Origin of the sequence: Pedobacter sp. ASV1-7 (assembly GCF_040203335.1) — a bacterium.
In the GTDB taxonomy this organism is placed as follows: Bacteria; Bacteroidota; Bacteroidia; order Sphingobacteriales; family Sphingobacteriaceae; genus Pedobacter.
Window position 1 is genome coordinate 371,747 of the sequence record NZ_JBEHBV010000004.1, and the last position, 19,590, is coordinate 391,336.

The following is a 19,590-nucleotide window of genomic DNA, read 5'->3' on the forward strand; positions in this document are numbered from 1 at the left end:
TTTTCGCAATAAATAAAAATGTGTGTATAAATGGAAGAAGTAACTAATATTACTGAGCATTCTTCGTATGGAACAGATATCCGTGCACTGAATGAAATGATACAAAAGGAAAGTGCTTTTATTGATCTTTTGATCATGGAAATGGATAAAGTGATTGTTGGTCAGCGGTATATGGTAGAACGTTTGCTGATTGGTTTATTAGCGGACGGACATATTTTATTAGAAGGGGTCCCGGGATTAGCAAAAACATTAGCGATCAATACTTTGTCGAAAGCCATTGACGCTGGATTTAGCAGGATACAGTTTACACCAGATCTATTACCAGCAGATTTGCTTGGCACGATGATCTATAATCAAAAGAAAGAAGAATTTATCGTTAGAAAAGGCCCTTTGTTTTCTAATTTTATCCTTGCTGATGAGATTAACCGTGCGCCAGCGAAAGTGCAAAGTGCTTTATTAGAAGCGATGCAAGAGCGTCAGGTTACTATTGGAGATAATACTTTCCCGCTGCCAAAGCCATTTCTTGTGTTGGCTACACAGAACCCAATAGAGCAAGAAGGAACCTATCCTTTACCAGAAGCTCAGGTTGACAGGTTTATGCTGAAAGTAGTGATCGGTTATCCGAAAAAGGAAGATGAAAAGAGAATTATGCGTGCAAATATTGCACCTCAGGGAATGCCAACACCAAACGTAGTTGTTCATACTGATGATATTTTGAGAGCAAGAAAGGTAGTTAAAGAGGTGTATATGGATGAGAAAATCGAACAATACATCATTGACATAGTTTTTGCTACCCGTTTCCCTGGTGATTATAAGCTTTCAGAATATAAAAATCTGATCAGTTTTGGTGCTTCTCCCCGTGCCAGTATCAATCTTGCATTAGCTGCAAAAGCATATGCTTTTATCAAAAGACGTGGTTATGTAATCCCAGAAGATGTAAGAGCCGTTTGTCATGATGTTTTAAGACATCGTATTGGTTTATCTTACGAGGCAGAAGCTGAAGATATCAATACAGAAACCATCATTACAGGAATATTAAATGCTGTAGAAGTGCCTTAATTATGGATACCAAAGACCTGTTAAAGAAAGTTAGAAAGATTGAGATTAAGAGTCGCGGATTAAGTAATCAGATCTTTTCTGGAGAATACCAATCGGCCTTCAAAGGGCGTGGTATGGCCTTTAGCGAGGTTCGGGAATACCAGGTAGGGGATGAAATCCGTACCATCGATTGGAATGTAACGGCCCGTTTCAACCATCCTTACGTAAAAGTATTTGATGAAGAAAGGGAAATGACAGTAATGCTGCTGGTAGATGTGAGTGGATCAAAGAACTTTGGAACACAAGTTCAGTTGAAACAGGAACTAGCTACTGAGCTTTGTGCCGTAATATCTTTTTCAGCAATACAGAACAATGATAAAGTGGGTGTCCTGTTTTTTAGCGATAAGGTGGAAAAGTTTATTCCACCGAAAAAAGGTAGAAGCCATATTCTGATGATCATCAGAGAGCTGATAGATTTTAAACCAGAGAACAAGGGGACCAATGTTGCCGAGGGATTACGCTATTTTACCAGTGCTATAAAAAAGAGATGTACGGCTTTTCTGATTTCAGATTTTATGAGTGGACCTTTTGAAAATGAACTTAAAATAGCCAATCGGAAACATGATCTGGTTGCTTTAAGATTATACGATAAGCATGAGGAAATCTTCCCGAATTTAGGGCTGATTCCTGTAAAAGATGAAGAAACTGGTCAGATTGAATGGGTAAATACAGCTGATAGTGATGTGCGTATTGCTTTTGCGGCAGCAGCATTGGAAAGAAACGATAAGCTGGAAGACCAGTTCAGAAAATCTGGTGTAGATTTCACCAAGATTGGTACCCATGAATCTTATATTAAACCATTAATGACTTTGTTTAAGAAAAGGGAGACCAGGAGATAAGGATATGAAACAATATTTTAATTTCAGCTGGTGTTTGATGTTGTGTTTAGCCGGTTTTACTTATACGGCAAATGCTCAGGAAATAAAAGTTGAGGCTACACTGGATCAGACTAATATCAAGCTAGGAGATCAGACTATTTTGCGTTTAAAGGCACATTTGCCAGTGAATGCTCATGTTGATTTTCCAGTACTTGCAGATACTATCTCCTCGAAAGTACAGATTGTAGAAATGGGCAGGACTGATACCCTTTCTGATCAAAAAAATCCAGGGATTAAGACCATTAGCAGGCAATATACCATAACATCATTTGATGCTGGTCTGCATATGATTCCGTCCTATGCTTTTGGGAGTAAGGATGGAAATCTGACTACACAGGCGATTCCTTTAGAGGTGGCCGAAGTAAAAGTAGATACCACAAAAGCTATTTATGACATTAAGGAGCCATTAGCAGTGAGTTATTCATTTATGGATTGGCTAAGGGATAATAAGAAACTAATCGCATTTTCGGTTTTAGGTGTGTTGCTTATTGCAGCACTGATATGGTACCTGATAAAAAAACGTAAAAACAGGCCGGTAAAAGTTGAACCAGCCAAACCTGCTGTGCCGCTGGATATCCAGGTTTTAGAAAAGCTAAACACTTTGAAAGCAGAGAAACTTTGGGAGCAAGGAAAAATAAAAGAGTATCATAGTGAGTTGACAGACATCATCAGAGATTACCTGGAAAAGAGGTATCATGTCAATGCTTTGGAACAGACTTCCGAAGAGATATTTTCGGGATTAAGACATCTTGAAATCCCTGAACAGCAAAGAAATGGCTTAAGGCAAATGCTTTTGTTGGCTGACCTGGTGAAGTTTGCAAAGGCTAGCCCTTTAAATAATGAAAATGAACAGAGTATGGAAAATGCGATTCATTTTGTAATGAACACAAAACCTGCTCCATTTACAGATCATAAAGTACAAAATAACAATAATGAACCTGTTTAGCGGAATTGAATTTGCCAATAAAGGCTTTCTTTGGTTGCTGATCATCATTCCTTTGATGATAGGTTGGAATATCTGGAGGAAGAATAAGCTTCAGGGAAGTTTACGGATGTCGGCTGTAAAAGGATTTTCATCAGTTAAAAAAAGTAAATATACCAGCTTGAGGCACTCCGGAATTGTATTGCGAATTTTGGCATTTATTGCATTGATTCTTGCCTTGGCAAGGCCACAATCTGCTTTCAGCTGGCAAAATTCCACAACTGAAGGTATTGATATTATCATTGCTACCGACATTTCGGGAAGTATGCTTGCGGAAGATTTAAAACCAAACCGTTTGGAAGCAGGTAAACAAATTGTTATCGACTTCATAAAAGACCGTCCGGAAGACCGTATTGGTTTGGTTATTTTTAGTGGTGAGAGCTTTACTCAATGTCCGCTCACTATTGATCACGATGTATTGATTAATCTTTTTGCTGAGATTAATAATGGAATGATTGAAGATGGGACAGCTATTGGAATGGGATTGGCTACAGCAGTGAATAGGTTAAAAGAAAGTGATGCTAAAAGTAAGGTGGTGATTTTACTTACAGACGGTTCTAACACTACAGGCTCTATACCACCTTTAACGGCAGCAGAAATTGCCAAGCAAATGAATGTGAGGGTTTATACAGTGGGCGTTGGTACTAAAGGTTATGCACCTTACCCGGTAAAAACACCTTTTGGTACCGAGTATCAGCAAGTACCGGTGACTATTGATGAGGGAGTATTAAAGAATATCGCCAAATTAACAGGTGGACAATATTTCCGTGCTACTAATAATGCCACACTGAAAAAGATTTATCAGCAGATCGATCAGTTGGAGAAAGCGAAGATTGCAGTTACTCAATACCATAAAAAAACGGAGCGTTTTGTTCCATTTTTGCTGATTGCATTGGGATTGTTGATGTTGGAGTTTTTGTTAAGAAATACAATTTTTAAAGGAGCCTTAACTTAATGATATGTTACGTTTTGAACACATAGATTTTTTATGGGGACTACTGTTAATCCCTTTGATGGTGATTATCTTTCTGGTGGTTCGCAGATGGAAAAAGAACGCATTGTTATCGTTGGGTGACCAACATACCGTTAGGAGAATGATGCCTGAAGTTTCTCTAAGCAGACCGGTTTGGAAGTTCAGTTTATTCGCATTGGCGTATGCTTCATTGGTAATTGGTCTGGCAAATCCTCAGATCGGAACTAAAATTGAAGAAGGGAAGCGTAATGGAGCAGATCTGATGATTTTGCTGGATGTATCGAATAGTATGCTGGCTGGGGATCTGGCCCCAAACAGATTAGAAAACGCCAAGCGGGCCATTTCGCAAATGATAGATAATCTACGGAACGACCGCATTGGTATTATTATTTTTGCAGGAGATGCTTATGTGCAGTTGCCTATTACTACCGATTATTCTGCTGCTAAGCTATTTTTAAATAATATCACAACAGATATTGTTCCTACGCAAGGTACTGCTATCGGGGCTGCAGTAGATATGGGGATGAAGTCCTTTAACTTTGTAAACGGTACTAGTAAGGCCATGATTTTGATGACTGATGGTGAAAATCATGAGGACGATGCTGTTTCTGCTGCCAAATCTGCCAGTTCAAAAGATGTTGCTATTCATGTTATTGGTTTAGGATCACCAGAGGGAGCACCTGTTCCGATTTATAAAAATGGAAAACCTGTAGGTTTTCATACTGATGAGGCAGGTAAAACGGTAGTAAGTAAATTAAATGAAGAAATGTGTAAAGAGATTTCAGAAGCAGGTCAAGGTGTTTATGTGAGAGCAAGCAATGCGAACAGCGGTTTAAATATTGTGATGGATCAGGTGAATAAAATGGAGAAGAAGACCTACGATAGTAAGAACTTTAAGAATTATGAAGACAGATTCCAGTTTTTTGTTGGATTTGCGCTTTTGTTATTGGTTTTGGAATTTTTCATTTCTAACCGTAGAAATCTAAAATTGAGTGAGTTGAATTTATTTGAAGTGAGGTCATGAAGCGATTTATCATTGTTATATATATAGTATTACAGGGATCCGTTGTCTTTGCTCAAAAGGAAAAGAGAGATATCCACAATGGTAATAAGCTATATCAGCAGCAGAAATATGCAGAGGCAGAGGCTAGTTACAGGAAATCTGTAGAGAAAACAAAGGAGTCTGTAGCAGGTAATTTTAATCTTGGTGACGCCCTATATAAACAGAAGAAGTTTGATAATGCTGCACAGAAATTTAATGAGATTGCGAGTACGTCTGATGATAAGTCTGTAAGGGCACAAGCTTATCATAACCTGGGAAATTCATTGTTGGAATCTAAAAAGCTGGAAGAAAGTATTGAAGCCTACAAGAAATCATTAATGAATAATCCTAAAGATGACCAGACGCGTTACAATCTTGCTTATGCTCAGGAAAAGTTAAAGCAGCAACAGCAGCAGGAAAAGGACAATAAGGATAAGAATAAGGATAAAAAGGATCAGAATAAAAAAGAACAGGACAAGAAAGATCAAGATAAAAAGGATCAGGAAAAGAAAGATCAGCAAGACAAGGATAAAAATGATCAGGATAAAAAGGATCAACAGGGGCAGCAGCCACAAGCTGATAAATTATCAAAAGAAGATGCTGAGCGTATGCTTGAAGCATTAAAAAATGAAGAGAAGAATACCCAGGATAAGTTGAAGAATAAAAAGGCAAAAGGGGTAAAGAAACGTATTGTTAAAGACTGGTAAAGGAGTATAGGGCGAATAGAATGAAAATTAAGTATTATTTATTATCGGTATTGCTTTTATGGTCGGCCTTTAGTTTTGCACAAGGCTCTAAAGTTACTGCTGCCGCATCTTCAACTCAAGTGGCAGTGGGAGAGCAGTTTGAAGTTTATTTTACGACGAGTGGCAATATTTCATCATTTGATCGGCCATCATTTGCCGGATTTAATGTATTATCAGGTCCGAATCAAGCTTTTAGTCAGAGTTCTGTGAACGGACAGACCACTTCGAGTATGACAATCAGTTTTGTATTGTCGGCCGCCAAAGAGGGGGAATATACCATAGGATCTGCTACGATGACTGTGGATGGTAGAGATTATAAATCTAACCCTTTAAGGATCAAGGTGACAAAGGGTAGAGCTGGAACTCAACAACAGCAGCCTTCTGGGGCAGGGGGGAGACAATCAGGAGCATCACCTAGTGGTAAATCATCTGATATTTCAGGCCGGTTGTTTATGCGGGCTATTGCTAATAAAACAAATGTTTATCAGGGAGAGCAGATTGCTGTGACCTACAAACTATATACAAATATCCCTATTGTAGGAAATGAAGCAGATAAATTACCTGATTTTAATGGATTTTGGAGCCAGGAAATAAAGGGATCTAATAATATAGACTGGAAACAAGAGGAATATAACGGACAAAGGTACCATGTGGCCGTTTTAAAAGAAATCATTTTATTTCCAGAGCGTTTTGGCAAGTTAACACTTGACCCATTGGTTATGACTTTTCTGGTACGCACTACGGTACCATCTAATGATCCTATAGAACAGCTTTTTGGAGGAGGCTCTTATGAGGATGTAAAGTATAAGGTGAAAACAGCACCAGTAACGATTAATGTAAAGCAATTGCCAGATGCAGGTAAACCAGAGGACTTTGACGGTGCTGTTGGGCAGTTTTCTATAGTTGGTTCTATAGATAAATCTTCGCTTAAAGCTAATGAAGCATTAAATTATAACCTTAAAATTACCGGTTCAGGTAATCTTAAACTATTGAAAGCGCCCCAGGTGAATTTTCCTGCAGATCTGGAGAAGTATGATCCTAAGATTAATGACCGTATTACCGAGAGTATGAGTGGTGTTAGTGGGACAAGAGATTATACTTATCTGTTGATTCCGAGGCATGAAGGAAATTATACCATTGAACCATTAAAATTCTCTTACTTTAATCCTGCCACAGGAAAGTATGTAACGCTTAATGCCGGACCTTTTGAATTAAAAGTTGCAAAAGGTGCTCCAGGGTCTAATGTTACCGCATATTCTTCAGGTAATCAGAAAGATATTAAAATGTTGGCTAAGGATATTTCCTATATCAAAACAAATACTTCTGGACTGTATAAAAAGGGAAGTGCTTTTTTCGGATCGGGTACTTATTATGTTTTGCTTTTCCTGGGCCCATTGTTATTTATTGGTGCATTTATTTATCGAAATCAATACAGAGAAAAAAATAGAGATCAGGTAAAGGTAAAAGGAAGAAATGCAAATAAAATTGCAACTAAACATCTTGCGAATGCGCAAAAGCAATTAGCAACAGGAAATAAAACCATGTTTTATCAGGATGTTTATAAAGGCTTGTATCAATACCTTAGTGATAAGTTTAATATACCTGCTGCTGAGTTGAATAAAGAGCATATAGTTGAGAAGTTAACTCAAGCCGGGATAAAAGAGGAATTGATTAGTCAATTGACAGATACACTAGATTTATGTGAAATGGCCAGATATGCTCCGATGGGAGTTTCTGCTGAGCAGCAAGTATTTGATAAGGCTAAAAGTATCATTAACGACATTGAGAACCATGCGTAATTTATTAAAATATAATTTTTGTACCTGCCTGCTTTTATTGGCCGTGTCATTTTGTGGCTCGGCAAAGGAAGTCAATGCAGAAGCTTTATTTAAGCAAGGAAACGCTGCTTATGCTAAAAATCAGTTTAAAGAAGCTGCAATAGCTTATCAGGAAGTATTGGATGCCGGTTATCAATCGGCTGAGGTTTATTTTAACCTGGGTAATGCAAATTACAAGCTTTCAGAAATTTCGCAGGCGATTTTAAATTATGAGAAAGCCTTGAAAATAAGTCCTGGGGATGCTGATATTCAGTTAAACCTGCAATTGGCTAATCTTAAAATTACGGATAGAATAGAAGTGGTGCCAGAGTTTTTTCTGACAAAATGGTGGAAAGGTTTTATTTATTTCTTTTCATTGGATACGCTATCTGTTCTTACTGCGCTGTGTTTTATTACTGGTTTCATTTTTTTAATTGCTTATCTGTTTTTAGTCGCAAGCCTACCTAAAAAAGCAACATTTTATATAGGTGTTGTAACCATATTATTGGGAATTGTTTTCCTAATCATGTCCAAAGTACAGTTTCATTATCTGAATGATAATAAGCAAGGGATTGTATTTGCCGGATCGGCTGATGTTAAAAGCGGGCCAGACAGTAAGCAAAAAACTTTATTTGTAATTCATGATGGGACTAAAGTAACTATTCTGGATAGCGATACAGATTGGATTAAGGTTACGTTGCCTAATGGAAATGGCGGATGGATAAAACACGCTGATGTTAAGGAGATTTAGCCCTAAGTTCATTTGCTACTCCTTTAATAAACATGTAGTTTATTGTTCCGCCGATCACTCCGCCGACAATAGGAACCAACCGTCTGCTTGCTTTTGAACCCAGACTTAAAAGTATACGTTCAGCTACTTCCTCCATGACATTCTTGCTGATTGCAAGTTTGGTATCAGCCTTTACAGACTTTGCTACAATTTTAAAGAAATCATCAAAGCTGATTTTGTAGGTACCAGTATTGTGGTAGGAGATCGCCAGTGTTACTCTGAATTGCTGAGTAATAAGGTTAATGACATCCAGCGGAGTTCCTATGAGCGCAGTACCTATACCCCCAACGCCAGTAATTACACCAGAGCCTGCAGCGAGTAAGGCACATTGATTGATGAATTTATCAATTCCCATGCTATCAACACCTCTTTTAATATTCAGCTGATCAATCTGATTAAAGATCTGTTTAAATCCACCTTCTGCAAGGTTTTTAAAACCCTGACGAACATCCGATTTTACTTTTTTAAAATTAACCCTTTTGATTGATGGTAAATTCATAATCCCTTAGTTTATAAACTAATGAATCTACTTTCGTGCCAAACTAAAAACCTCTGCGATTATTGAAATTATTCTCTGGTGGAAATTGTGAATGTTCGTTATGAAGGGAAAAAGAAATAGGCACATTGAATTTCATTTTGACTGGAAGGCCATGTATCTTGGCTGGAATCCATTTAGGTGAGTCTTCTATAACACTTAGTGCTTCAGCATCAAGTGATGGATACAATTTTCTTGTGACCTCAATATTTATAAGACTTCCATCCGTATCAATATCAAACCTTAAAAATACTTTGCCCTGGATCTCATTTTTCTGTGCGTCTTTGGGATAACTTAATGATCTCTTTATGTAATTATAAAAGTTTTCAATCCCTCCTTTAAAGGAAGCAGGTTGATATATAGAAGTATATCTGGATTTAATCCCCTTAACTTCACTTTCTCCTGTGATAAATTTACCGTCGAGATATTCTTCTCTATAACTAAGAATACCATCGTTGCTTTTCATAGTCCACATGCCGTGCTTAAGTCCATTCTTATATTCGCCATCCAATATAGCACCGCCATATGAAGAAATATTTGTGGTGACACGACCATTCCCATCTTGAATCATAATACGACCAGTTGAATCAGCCTGGTGCATGATTAGTGTATCTTTACCAAATGGATTATTATTTAAATTATTTTTTGACAGTTCGACAATTTTATTTAATGATCCATTTTCAAAGTAATAATATATGGAGCCATTAATTACATTGTTTTTATAAGTTGTCATTTTTTTTCTTTTCCCATTTCTGTAATAGGAAATATACTGGTCTTCTAATTTAAGAGGGGGATAGGAGGATAAGCTACCTCTGGTTTTAATTTTTCCATCCGGATAAGCTTCAATTAATTTGAAATATGCGGAGCCACTATCAGGCTCTTGAATAATTCTAACAAAATCAGCACTATCAATGCTGGAAACTCTTTTATTATTATTTTTATAAAAGTAGGTAATTTGTTTTTTTTGAGCTAAAGCACAGTTAAGTGTACCAACGAGGATAAATAGCGATAATAGATTTTTAATGGCCATGAATGAAAGCGAAATGTTTTATACAAACTTAATGTTTTTCGAATAATATTTGGTCAAAAGTCAAGGTGATTTTGTTGTACCCCAAGCCTTTTAAAATAGGCCCCAGTACATGAAGCGCATTTGAACGCGTTTGTTGTAATATGTCAGATTTACGAACCTCGTTGTAAATTTGTTGTTCTGCACTTTTATAAGCTTCATCAACCAAATCGGCTTCTCTGAAAAAGGCCATTTTAGTATCATACACCCTGGAGGCTTTATGATCAATTTTGATGTAGCAGATTTCCGGTTGGGGAAGTTGTATTACAGCAGAGTCACCATATACCTGTATCTGTTCTGATTTAATCTTAGTGAGATCAATACAACCTACTGCATCAGCTTTAACAATTAATAATACACTCGCATCAGGTAAAAATGGTGTTTTGTTTTTATGCTCTAGTACGTCGCTGATACGGTATTTTACCAATTCCAGCTTGCCCATAGCTTCAACACGGTCCAGTAAAAGCTGATGTTTACTTTCTACAGTTGTTTTTAAATTAAATTTTGAATTGACTAACCAGGCGATAAGTCCGATGACTGCCAAAACTATAATTAATTTTAATATTCTAACCATATTTTAAGGTGCCCAATTTACAGGCCAAATTTGATATGTAAAGGCTAAGTTACTTGATCGGTAAATCATTTTATTTTCAATCTGATTCTTTTTTCTTGTTAATTTGCATCAATTATGACAGAAAGTGAATTTTTAGTGTACTGCCAAAGTCAGGTTTCTGGTCCATTAAAAGACGAAGACATCATATTGATGTTAACCGCTTGGGGCAGTATAAAGTATACGCAAGGTTACAATCAGGCGATACAGGAGCAGAAATCGATAAAAGATGATGGATAAAGCTTAATCAGGATATCATGGCTGTGTTAGATATAATGGATATAAAGATTCTGAACCTTTTACAAAGGGATTCTTCACTTCATGTGAAGGAGATTGCCTCAAGAATAGGACTCAGCCAGTCTCCCACTTATGAGCGTATAAAGAAGCTCGAAAATGAGGGATACATTGATAAGTATGTGGCACTGGTAAATCGGGAAAAGTTAGGAAAGCACCTGATGGTTATTTGTACCGTGACACTTAAGGAACAATCAATAGCCGCTTTAAAGGAGTTTGAGCAGTCTATTATAAAATTTAAGCAAGTTCTGGAAGTGATGTGTATTGCAGGAAGTAGTGATTATATTCTAAAAATTGCAGTTGAGGATGTAAATACATATCATTCCTTTGTTATTGAAGAAATATCGTCCATTGCTAATATCTCTAAGCTGAGCAGTAGTTTTGTGCTTAAAGAACTTAAAAAGGATACAGCTATCGAGATTGGATAGAGCTCGTATGTAAGTTTATTTTATAAACCCCTGCTTAATCACACCACAATCAAATTGTTCTACACGGTTGGGTTTTAGTCTAGCCAGATATTTTGTCAGCCTAGATAGTTGTTTTCCACTTCTAATTGTAATAGGGTGAATCCATATATAATACTCCTCTATTAAATCATGTTGAATTAGAAGGGATACCAACTGGCAACTACCCAATACAATTATATCTTTTCCTTGCTGCTCCTTTAGTTTTTTAATTTCTTGTAGTATATTTCCATTAACTATATGAGAATACCTCCAGGGGAGTCTGCCCGATGAACTGGAAACTACTACTTTGGTGTATCTGTTCATCATATAAGCCATAGGAACATCAATTGCAGGTATGCTTAGGTCATTTTCTTTAAGCATCCAGTATCCGGCAAATGCGTTGTAGGTATTCCTTCCCAGCAATATGGTATCACATTCGCTTAACATCCGGCACATTGAGTTACACATTTCATGGTTCCAGTAAGGGAAATGCCAATCCAGGCTTCCATCCGGATCAGCTACAAAACCATCTTCGGTTATATTCATTGATAAAATGATTTTCCTCATTTAACTGCTATGTACATGATATTCCGAATAGGTTATCCGGGTCTTTTAAAAACTATTTGTTTTGTTATTCAAAGGTAGATGAGATTTGTAGGGTAGATAATGTAGGAACCCGACTTCATCGCGGTGTATTTGCGACTCTTTGTGTTTATTTAATAGATCTGTAATAATTAATTCTTTAAATTTGATCAACGTAAAACCAGCATATATTCATTTTCAATAAAAGCCATATGAAACAGATATCGATTTTAGTGCCTTATGAAGCTGTTCCTTCTACAATATTGGATCCAAGAGCCATCTTTACTGTTGTCAACCAGTTTTTGGTGAATGCTGGAAAAGAACCCGTATTTGACATTCAGTTGGTGGGGCTAACTGAACAGGTGACACTTAGCAACGGAGTGATATCAGTGAATACTGATACTATAATTTCTAATCTTGAAAAAACAGACCTTATCATTATACCTGCATTATCAGGTGATATGAAATCTACAATTGATCTTAATGCAGATTTTATACCATGGATCGTTAATCAATATAAGAAAGGAGCAGAAGTGGCCTCCTTTTGCCTCGGTGCATTTCTGCTGGCATCGACTGGCTTACTGAATGGAAAATCATGCTCTACACATTGGTTTTCTGCCAATGAGTTCAGGTCAATGTTTCCGGAAGTATCCATGACCGAGGGGAGTATTATTACGGAGATTGAAGGGCTTTATTCCAGTGGAGGTGCAACATCTTATTTGAACCTGATGTTACATATCATTGAGAAATATGCAGGCAGAGAAATATCCATTATGGCAGCCAAGTACTTCGCTATTGAAATAGATCGCCAAAGTCAGTCGATATTTGTGATGTTTAACGGGCAGAAGAAACATGAGGATGAACCTATTAAGCAAGCCCAGGAATTTATTGAACAAAACTACGCAAATGGATTATCTGTAGATATCCTTGCAGATAAGTTCGCCATTGGCAGGCGTCATTTTGAAAGACGTTTTAGAAAGGCAACTAGTAATTCACCTGCTGAATATATACAACGGGTAAAAGTTGAAGCAGCTAAAAAACAACTTGAAAATACCTCGAAAAATATAAATGAGGTGATGTACGAAGTTGGCTATGCAGATGTAAAAGCCTTCAGAACTGCTTTCAAGAAAGCAACAGGTATGTCTCCTATGGATTATAAGCATAAATATAATCGCCAGGCAGCAGCGTAGAATTTATTTTGTAAACTGTCTTATGATTCTTGATAGTTCATCCGGGTTGCCAAGGCCTGACTTAAACGGTTGATAGTAGCTTGATTTGATTGCAATAAAGCGGTCAGCATCACGGGCCTCAGACCAGCCGGATTTTACAGAAGTAAGTACTTCTGGATTCTGCTGGTGTAATTTCAACAGCACGGTAATAATCTCTGCCCTTAATTGTTTTGGTAATTGCTTATTTAACAATACCGGGCCTAATGGGATTTCCGGAGACATTTTTATCAATCTTACTTTTTGATTATTCTCCTTATTATTAATAAATGAAAAATAATCAACACTGCCCATTGCAGCAAGATCAGCCTGGCCATTTGCTACTGCCTCGATGGTTCGTTGATGTGTTTTTCCATAATTTACTGATTTAAATTGAGTTTCAGCATTAACAATTCCAGCTCCTGTAAGTATTAGTCTTGGTACTAAATTGCCTGATGTTGAACCTTCAGCAACTAATTCCAGTTTCATATTTTTTGCTTCTTCTTTGATAGTTTCAAAAGAAGTAATCTTCGAATCCCAAGGTACAACAAAGGCTGTTTTGTAATTGTCCCTTTCCCCGGTTCTCACTTCCAGGGCAGCAACAGCTTCCATTTTGGTCGCATCATTGCTGGCATCAAAAAGCATATAACCGAAAGTACTTATGAGTGCTAAATCCACCTTCTTATCATTGAGTGCCGTAATCAGACTAAAAACTGTAGGATAACTTTTGCTCACTACCTTATATCCTATCTTTTTTTCTAAAATGGCAGCTAAGGGTTGGATATTCTTCAATCTGTCATTATCGGAATACTGGTAAGTCGCGATAATAATGGTCTTGGAGGATTTATGTATTTTTTCTTGCGCTTTTGATATAAAGAAACTGCTAAGCAGAAGGACGAAGACAAAAAAGTTTCTCATAATATTAGTTTTTAAGAATTTATTTTATTGCCAGTTGCTGGTCATCAGCATTAACTATTTGCTTGAAAAATGCATTGAAAGCCTCGGTTTCCTTTAAAGGTACTATGTCCTTTTTTAAGAGAAATCTTCGTTTCAATATGATCTTGTTTTCAATCTGTTGGTTTTCAATACTAAAATCTATAAAATCATTTGAAAGATTTATGTTTTTAGGTAGCTGTACCATGCTTTTACCTGCAGGAAGTTCTAGTGTTAATTGTTCATTGGACTCATCTATACTAAAGATTTGCGTAAGGTCAATTCCAAATTTTCTGTTTGGTACCATTTGTAAAATAGAGGCGGGGATTTTATTGGACCATGGGATGGAGAATATAGACATTCCCGCAACAGGCTTAAACACATTAATGAGTCTATAAGAAGATTGGGCACTCAGTGTATCTGAAGTTGCGGTTGCAGGGGCCAGATTTTTAAAATTAAGTGAGTAGACTTCATTCTCCGGATAAGTAGCGCTGATGTCTGTTTTCATCTTTTTTAATTGATCTTTGTTACTTATGTCATTATAAGACGAACGAACATAGCTGACAGCAGAGCCTGTATTTTGATTTGTTTCACTGATTACCATATCCATATTTTCGATTTTTATTGCCGTCTGGTAATTCAACGTATTGTAGCCTCTTATTCGCGGATTAAATTTGATCAGTTCATTAGATTTAGTTCCTACTTCAAGTACATTTGAATTTATAAAACCAGTGCTGAATGTATTGAATGGCAGATTTCCTGAGGTAAGTTCCAGCCAGTAATCCTGATTGTTTATAGTTGCTTTTGCGATGCAGTGATTAAAGTCTATGCTAGGCAGCGGTAAGGTGCTTTGGCCATTATCTCTGGTACTCACTAAGGCTAAATTTGCCTCTATTCCGGCTTCTTTACACATTGCTACAAATAGGGTGGAAACATCTTTACAATCACCAATACGTGTGTTGATCACAGTAGATGGGTTTTGAGGAATTACTCCATTTTGTCTGAATGGCACCGAGCTATAGGCAATATTCCGGGTGATATAACTATAGATTGTTTTAACTTTTGCTAAAGGATCTGCATTCTTTTGATTTTGAAAGAGTTCTTTTACAGTAGATTTAACTTCGTAACTGCTACGTGCTTTTGCTGTTGCAATGTTGTTGTACCAATCAGATACAAATTGCCAGTTAGGGATAGAGGATAGATACAACTTATTAACTACATCTTCTGATGGAGGCATTTTGTCTTCATAAATTAAAGCATTTTGGTTTCCTTGTTGCCATACATACAGATCAAATTCATCTTTTTTGTTTTTTTGAGGAACAATAGCATCTTGAGAGAATACGTATTTGAATGGCTTTTCCTGATGAATTAATAAAGAATATTTTTTATTAATAAAAGACAAGCCATCTGCGAAATAAAAAGAATCGGAAAAATGACTTGCCATTTGTCCGGTAAAATAATTTTCGATGGTATATCGAAGATTAACTACATCACCAATTTCAACATTAGTAAATACGAGGTTGTTTCCATTTTGCTCTGCAGGTACTTTAGTTCCATTTGCTTTTATAACTTCCGCAACTTCGATATTATAACTTTGATCATTGTTGTAGGGGATATTGTATTCGGTATAGGATTCTAATCCCTTTTGGGTAAGTATTTTTGTCGTCTCGAAATGTTTTTCTTCAGATCCACCATTTTCATATACAACTTTTTGCACTTCTCTATTTAATACGATTACCTGATCATCAGGATGATCAGATGCTTTTGGAGCAGCATTGATTATGGCTTTAATATCTGGTTGTACAAAATAATCGAATACAGCTTTTTTCTCCTGTAACCTTCTAAGAGATCTGATAGCCTCATAATTGTTTGGACTAATCTGAAGTGTTTTATTGTAAGCCTCAATACTTTTCTCTTTTTGTTTACTAACGTTATATAAGAGCCCAAGTGAGGTATAGGTATCTGCATGATTCGGATCAATTAGAAGTGCCTGCAAATATATTTTTTCGGCATTGTCATATTGCTGAAGGTTATGGTACTGAGCGGCAAGATCTGAATATACCCCAAATGCTATGGGATTATTTTTTAGTTCATCTTTGTATATTGCCAGACCTTTCTCGCTATCTCCTTTATCAAAATAGATTCCCGCAAGGTATTTTGCAGATGCATAATCATCATTTTCTGCTATGTATTTTTCCAGAATAGTAATCGCATTTGGATCTTTTTTAATTTCCTTTTCGACTGCGTATTTAACACCAACGATATCAACCGAATTAGGGAATAACGCATATGACCTTTCAGCCAATTTAATTACCTCCTGCTGGTTTTGGAGTTTAGCAGCAACATTCATCTTCTTTAAGAAGATATTGTCATTCTCACCATATATCTTTTCCAGTTTCGCTATGGTTGCTGTTGCATTGTTGTAATCTTTCTGGTTAAGATACTCATTGTACATAAGTTCAAGAGCATATGAAGATTCCGGATCATTTGTTTTTATAGCTTCCTGAAGCATTTCAATGCCTGTTCTGTTATTCGCTTTTGAAAAAAGCTCAATCATCATCATGTTCAGATAAGTGCTTTTTGGGAAGCGGTTTTTTAGTTTTTCAAGCAAACTGCGGCATTCAAATATATCACCTTGTCGGAGGTAAAGTCTTGCCAACATTAATTGATTCAGATAATTATTTGGAGATTTTTTTAGCTCAGTTTCAAAATAATTAAAAGCTGTAGGTTTTATTTTGGTCGAAATGTAACTGTTTTCTTTTGTGTAATTTTGAGGAGTGGTAGTTGTAGTGATGTTGGAAAGTGGTATTCCTTTTTGATCCGTTAATCGAATCATGAAATTAGATCTGTCGGCATAACTTTCTCCTATTTGAACAAGGATTCTATTATAACCTTCATTTAGTTTAATTGAATTGATGTAGGAATCAAGATCGTTATTTCTTTCTTCTGCCTCGCTGAGTATAAGCCGATCATTAACCCATACTTTAACAGAGCCGGAAACACCTGTTCTTAATTCGGCAGTTATATTTGCTGGGCTTTTCACAAAAGTTTGTGCAAACTGAACTGCATTTTTGTAATTGTTGTAATAGGTGAAATCAAACCATTTATCCAATCGGTTGTAAGGCACTGTTCGCCAGCCAAACTTACGGTTTCGTTTTCCGGAGAATACCGCATTCTGTTCAGGATGATCAATTACTTCGTATGTTTTATCAAACCCACTTGTTGAAATATTTTCAAACTCACCGGTAATAAGCCAATTTTCGAGTTCACCAATCTGACCATAAGCCTTATTGGCCATCTCATAGTTTTTGATTTCCTGATAGTGTCTTCCAGCAAGAGAAAGGGCCATAGCAGATAAAGTTCCATCAACATCTTTTCTTTGAGATAGGCTATTGTAGAAAGCCATTTGTGCTGGTGATTTTCGGTAGCCAAGATAATTTGCCGGGCTTCCCCACAATGCAAACAAATAAGGTTCTGGTTTTTTTGAGGTTGTATATAATTTGTTTAGATATGTAAAAGCTTCATTTTCTGGTTTATCCATTTCAGAGATAAGGCATAAGCCTATGTTCGCATCATCTCGTGTTTTTGGATTTTTTGCGAGTTGTAAGAATAAATTTCTTGATGACAGACGGTCATTTTGTAAGAATTTACTCCATGCATTGTCGACGGTAACCTGTGCATTTAATTTTAGGGAAAATAACAGGGAGAGGATTAAAAGAGTTTTAATTTTCATTTATTTAGAGAGTTAGTTTGGCTACTGTTTAATATTCAATTATATGAAAAAAAGACGTCATTTCAGGATCGCTCTGGATATTTGTAGTATTAATTATTTTTCATTCATCAAATTCAATAGCATTTAAAACAGAACTGAAATTGTTTTAAGCAAGATTCTTATAAATTCGTTTGGATACGCTAATCAAAAAATAATAGTACAATTATGATTTTAAGAGTTCAAACCATTCAGGCTATCGTTTTTTTAATTTTGATTTCATTTGGCTTTAAGACATTTGCGCAAAAGCCAGAGAAGCCTAACGTTTTGTTTATTGCTATTGATGACTTGAAACCTATTTTAGGTTGTTATGGCGATCAGTTAATTAAAACACCCAATATAGATCGTTTGGCAAAAATGGGTACGGTTTTTAAAAGTAATTATTGCCAGCAAGCTGTCTGTGGTCCAACCAGAGCCAGTATAATGACTGGAATGCGTCCTGATGTAACCAAGGTATGGGATCTAAAAACAAAGATGAGGGATATGAATCCTGATATTTTGACCATTCCACAATATTTTGCAAGTCAGGGGTACTCTACCCAGGCTATCGGTAAAATTTACGATCCAAGATGTGTGGATGAGGGGTTGGATAAAGTAAGCTGGACAGTTCCGTATTATAGAACAGATAATAAATATTATGCAGCATCAACAGGGAAGACAGTTTTAAATTATTACCAGGCGAAAGAGACTAAGGCCTTGGTTGAAAAAAAGAGGAGGGACGATAGCGGAAAGATTTTAACAGATCTGGAGTTGTTAGCTACTATCAGGCCTTCTATGGAAAGTGTTGATGTACCTGATCATGCTTATATTGATGGAGCCAATATGCTTCAGGCAAAGGATATTTTAAATGAACTCCAAAGGAAAAACGAACCGTTCTTTTTTGCGGTGGGTTTAGCTAAACCTCACTTGCCCTTTAATGCACCAAAGAAATATTGGGATCTCTATCAGCGGGATGACATGCCTGTTGCAGAGTTCCAGGAAAAATCAAATCATGCAATAGATGTTGCTTATCATAATTCGGGAGAGCTCAGGGCTTATACAGATATTCCACCTATAATCTCTTATACGGATCAGAAAAGTTACGGCATAACTTTACCCTTAGATAAACAAAAGGAACTGATACATGGATACTATGCTGCAGTTTCTTACGCAGATGCCCAGGTGGGCATTTTATTAAACACGCTTGATTCATTAGGTTTAAGTAAAAATACAATTATTGTTCTTTGGGGTGATCATGGATGGCATTTAGGTGATCATAACTTATGGTGTAAGCATTCTAATTATGAACAAGCCACTCGTAGCCCATTGATCTTCTCGGCTCCTCATATTAAGGCCTCTGCTACTAGCTCTCTTTCAGAATTTGTAGATGTTTTTCCAACATTATGCAATTTGGCAGGCATTCCGGTACCAGCCCATTTAGAGGGTAAAAGCCTGGTTCCATTGATGCAAAATCCTAAGTCATCAATCAAAGATTTTGCGATAAGTCAGTATCCACGGAGTTCCACAGGTATGGAATCTCAACGGATGGTGGATGCTTCGTCGAAAGTTATGGGTTATTCACTTCGGACAAAAAGATATCGGTACACGATTTGGATGGAGAATTTCAGAAGTAATATGCCATTTAAGGCATCTTCTGTTGTTGGTGATGAATTGTATGATTATCAGAAAGATCCGGGGGAAAGGGTTAATTTTGCAGCCGATAAAAAATATGAACAGGTTGCTAAAGATTTAAAGAATAAAATGATCCGTTATTTTCGCAGTAAAGAAAGTCGGTAAAATAAAAGGTTTAAAGTCAAAACTCTGTAAACATAAAAAGCAGCTCTT

18 protein-coding genes are annotated in these 19,590 nt (G+C 36.7%); 12 read left to right on the forward strand and 6 right to left on the reverse strand.

What is annotated here, in order from left to right; all coding sequences use genetic code 11:
- The first annotated feature begins 30 nt into the window (after window positions 1-30).
- Genes ABDJ41_RS11940 through ABDJ41_RS11975 form a run of 8 tightly spaced genes read left to right on the forward strand, consistent with a single transcriptional unit; the run spans window position 31 to window position 8,287 of the window.
- A complete protein-coding gene (locus tag ABDJ41_RS11940; protein ID WP_502930334.1) occupies window positions 31-1,059 on the forward strand; it encodes an AAA family ATPase in 1,029 nt (342 codons plus the stop codon).
- Window positions 1,060-1,061: 2 nt separating this feature from the next.
- Window positions 1,062-1,937 carry a DUF58 domain-containing protein gene (locus ABDJ41_RS11945; protein WP_349786242.1) on the forward strand — a complete coding sequence of 292 codons (876 nt, stop codon included), beginning with the start codon at window positions 1,062-1,064 and terminating at the stop codon, window positions 1,935-1,937.
- A 4-nt stretch (window positions 1,938-1,941) separates the two neighbouring features.
- Window positions 1,942-2,922, forward strand: coding sequence for a hypothetical protein (locus ABDJ41_RS11950; protein WP_349786243.1), 981 nt, complete (start codon window positions 1,942-1,944; stop codon window positions 2,920-2,922).
- Window positions 2,909-3,913, forward strand: a complete 1,005-nt coding sequence (locus ABDJ41_RS11955; protein WP_349786244.1) for a vWA domain-containing protein — start codon at window positions 2,909-2,911, stop codon at window positions 3,911-3,913. Before ABDJ41_RS11950 ends, ABDJ41_RS11955 begins: the two co-directional genes overlap by 14 nt.
- Window positions 3,914-3,917: 4 nt before the next feature.
- Complete coding sequence (locus ABDJ41_RS11960) at window positions 3,918-4,955, forward strand: vWA domain-containing protein (RefSeq protein ID WP_349786245.1); 1,038 nt, start codon at window positions 3,918-3,920, stop codon at window positions 4,953-4,955.
- A complete protein-coding gene (locus tag ABDJ41_RS11965; RefSeq protein ID WP_349786246.1) occupies window positions 4,952-5,680 on the forward strand; it encodes a tetratricopeptide repeat protein in 729 nt (242 codons plus the stop codon). The genes ABDJ41_RS11960 and ABDJ41_RS11965 overlap by 4 nt, the downstream gene beginning before the upstream one ends.
- A gap of 20 nt (window positions 5,681-5,700) precedes the next feature.
- Window positions 5,701-7,518: a BatD family protein gene (locus ABDJ41_RS11970; protein ID WP_349786247.1), complete on the forward strand. Its 1,818-nt coding sequence runs from the start codon at window positions 5,701-5,703 to the stop codon at window positions 7,516-7,518.
- Window positions 7,511-8,287: an SH3 domain-containing protein gene (locus tag ABDJ41_RS11975; RefSeq protein ID WP_349786248.1), complete on the forward strand. Its 777-nt coding sequence runs from the start codon at window positions 7,511-7,513 to the stop codon at window positions 8,285-8,287. The genes ABDJ41_RS11970 and ABDJ41_RS11975 overlap by 8 nt, the downstream gene beginning before the upstream one ends.
- On the opposite strand, the gene ABDJ41_RS11980 is transcribed toward ABDJ41_RS11975, so the two are convergent.
- From ABDJ41_RS11980 to ABDJ41_RS11990, 3 genes are read right to left on the reverse strand one after another with little or no spacing between them, the layout of a single operon-like run.
- Window positions 8,274-8,825 carry a hypothetical protein gene (locus tag ABDJ41_RS11980; RefSeq protein WP_349786249.1) on the reverse strand — a complete coding sequence of 184 codons (552 nt, stop codon included), beginning with the start codon at window positions 8,823-8,825 and terminating at the stop codon, window positions 8,274-8,276. The two genes, ABDJ41_RS11975 and ABDJ41_RS11980, sit on opposite strands and share 14 nt — an antisense overlap.
- A 43-nt stretch (window positions 8,826-8,868) precedes the next feature.
- Window positions 8,869-9,891 carry a TonB family protein gene (locus ABDJ41_RS11985; RefSeq protein WP_349786250.1) on the reverse strand — a complete coding sequence of 341 codons (1,023 nt, stop codon included), beginning with the start codon at window positions 9,889-9,891 and terminating at the stop codon, window positions 8,869-8,871.
- A 28-nt stretch (window positions 9,892-9,919) separates the two neighbouring features.
- Window positions 9,920-10,501: a DUF4230 domain-containing protein gene (locus tag ABDJ41_RS11990; protein WP_349786251.1), complete on the reverse strand. Its 582-nt coding sequence runs from the start codon at window positions 10,499-10,501 to the stop codon at window positions 9,920-9,922.
- Between the two features lie 114 nt (window positions 10,502-10,615).
- Here ABDJ41_RS11990 and ABDJ41_RS11995 point away from each other — a divergent pair, with 114 nt between their 5' ends.
- Both ABDJ41_RS11995 and ABDJ41_RS12000 read left to right on the forward strand, forming a co-directional pair.
- Window positions 10,616-10,777 carry a hypothetical protein gene (locus tag ABDJ41_RS11995; RefSeq protein WP_349786252.1) on the forward strand — a complete coding sequence of 54 codons (162 nt, stop codon included), beginning with the start codon at window positions 10,616-10,618 and terminating at the stop codon, window positions 10,775-10,777.
- Between the two features lie 17 nt (window positions 10,778-10,794).
- Window positions 10,795-11,259 (forward strand): Lrp/AsnC family transcriptional regulator, encoded by a 465-nt coding sequence (locus ABDJ41_RS12000; RefSeq protein WP_349786253.1) that lies wholly within the window; start codon window positions 10,795-10,797, stop codon window positions 11,257-11,259.
- 15 nt (window positions 11,260-11,274) lie between these two features.
- Here ABDJ41_RS12000 and ABDJ41_RS12005 read toward each other — a convergent pair whose 3' ends face one another.
- Complete coding sequence (locus ABDJ41_RS12005) at window positions 11,275-11,844, reverse strand: dihydrofolate reductase family protein (RefSeq protein ID WP_349786254.1); 570 nt, start codon at window positions 11,842-11,844, stop codon at window positions 11,275-11,277.
- A gap of 227 nt (window positions 11,845-12,071) precedes the next feature.
- On the opposite strand from ABDJ41_RS12005, the gene ABDJ41_RS12010 reads away from it, so the two are divergent.
- A complete protein-coding gene (locus ABDJ41_RS12010) occupies window positions 12,072-13,049 on the forward strand; it encodes a GlxA family transcriptional regulator (RefSeq protein WP_349786255.1) in 978 nt (325 codons plus the stop codon).
- A 3-nt stretch (window positions 13,050-13,052) separates the two neighbouring features.
- On the opposite strand, the gene ABDJ41_RS12015 is transcribed toward ABDJ41_RS12010, so the two are convergent.
- Together ABDJ41_RS12015 and ABDJ41_RS12020 are read right to left on the reverse strand one after the other, a co-directional pair.
- On the reverse strand, window positions 13,053-13,982 hold the full coding sequence (locus tag ABDJ41_RS12015) for a phosphate/phosphite/phosphonate ABC transporter substrate-binding protein (RefSeq protein WP_349786256.1): 930 nt from the start codon (window positions 13,980-13,982) through the stop codon (window positions 13,053-13,055).
- A gap of 19 nt (window positions 13,983-14,001) precedes the next feature.
- Window positions 14,002-17,730 (reverse strand): DUF3858 domain-containing protein, encoded by a 3,729-nt coding sequence (locus ABDJ41_RS12020; RefSeq protein WP_349786257.1) that lies wholly within the window; start codon window positions 17,728-17,730, stop codon window positions 14,002-14,004.
- Window positions 17,731-17,934: 204 nt separating this feature from the next.
- Between ABDJ41_RS12020 and ABDJ41_RS12025 the strand changes: the two genes are divergently transcribed.
- A complete protein-coding gene (locus ABDJ41_RS12025; RefSeq protein ID WP_349786258.1) occupies window positions 17,935-19,542 on the forward strand; it encodes a sulfatase in 1,608 nt (535 codons plus the stop codon).
- Window positions 19,543-19,590 lie beyond the last annotated feature (48 nt).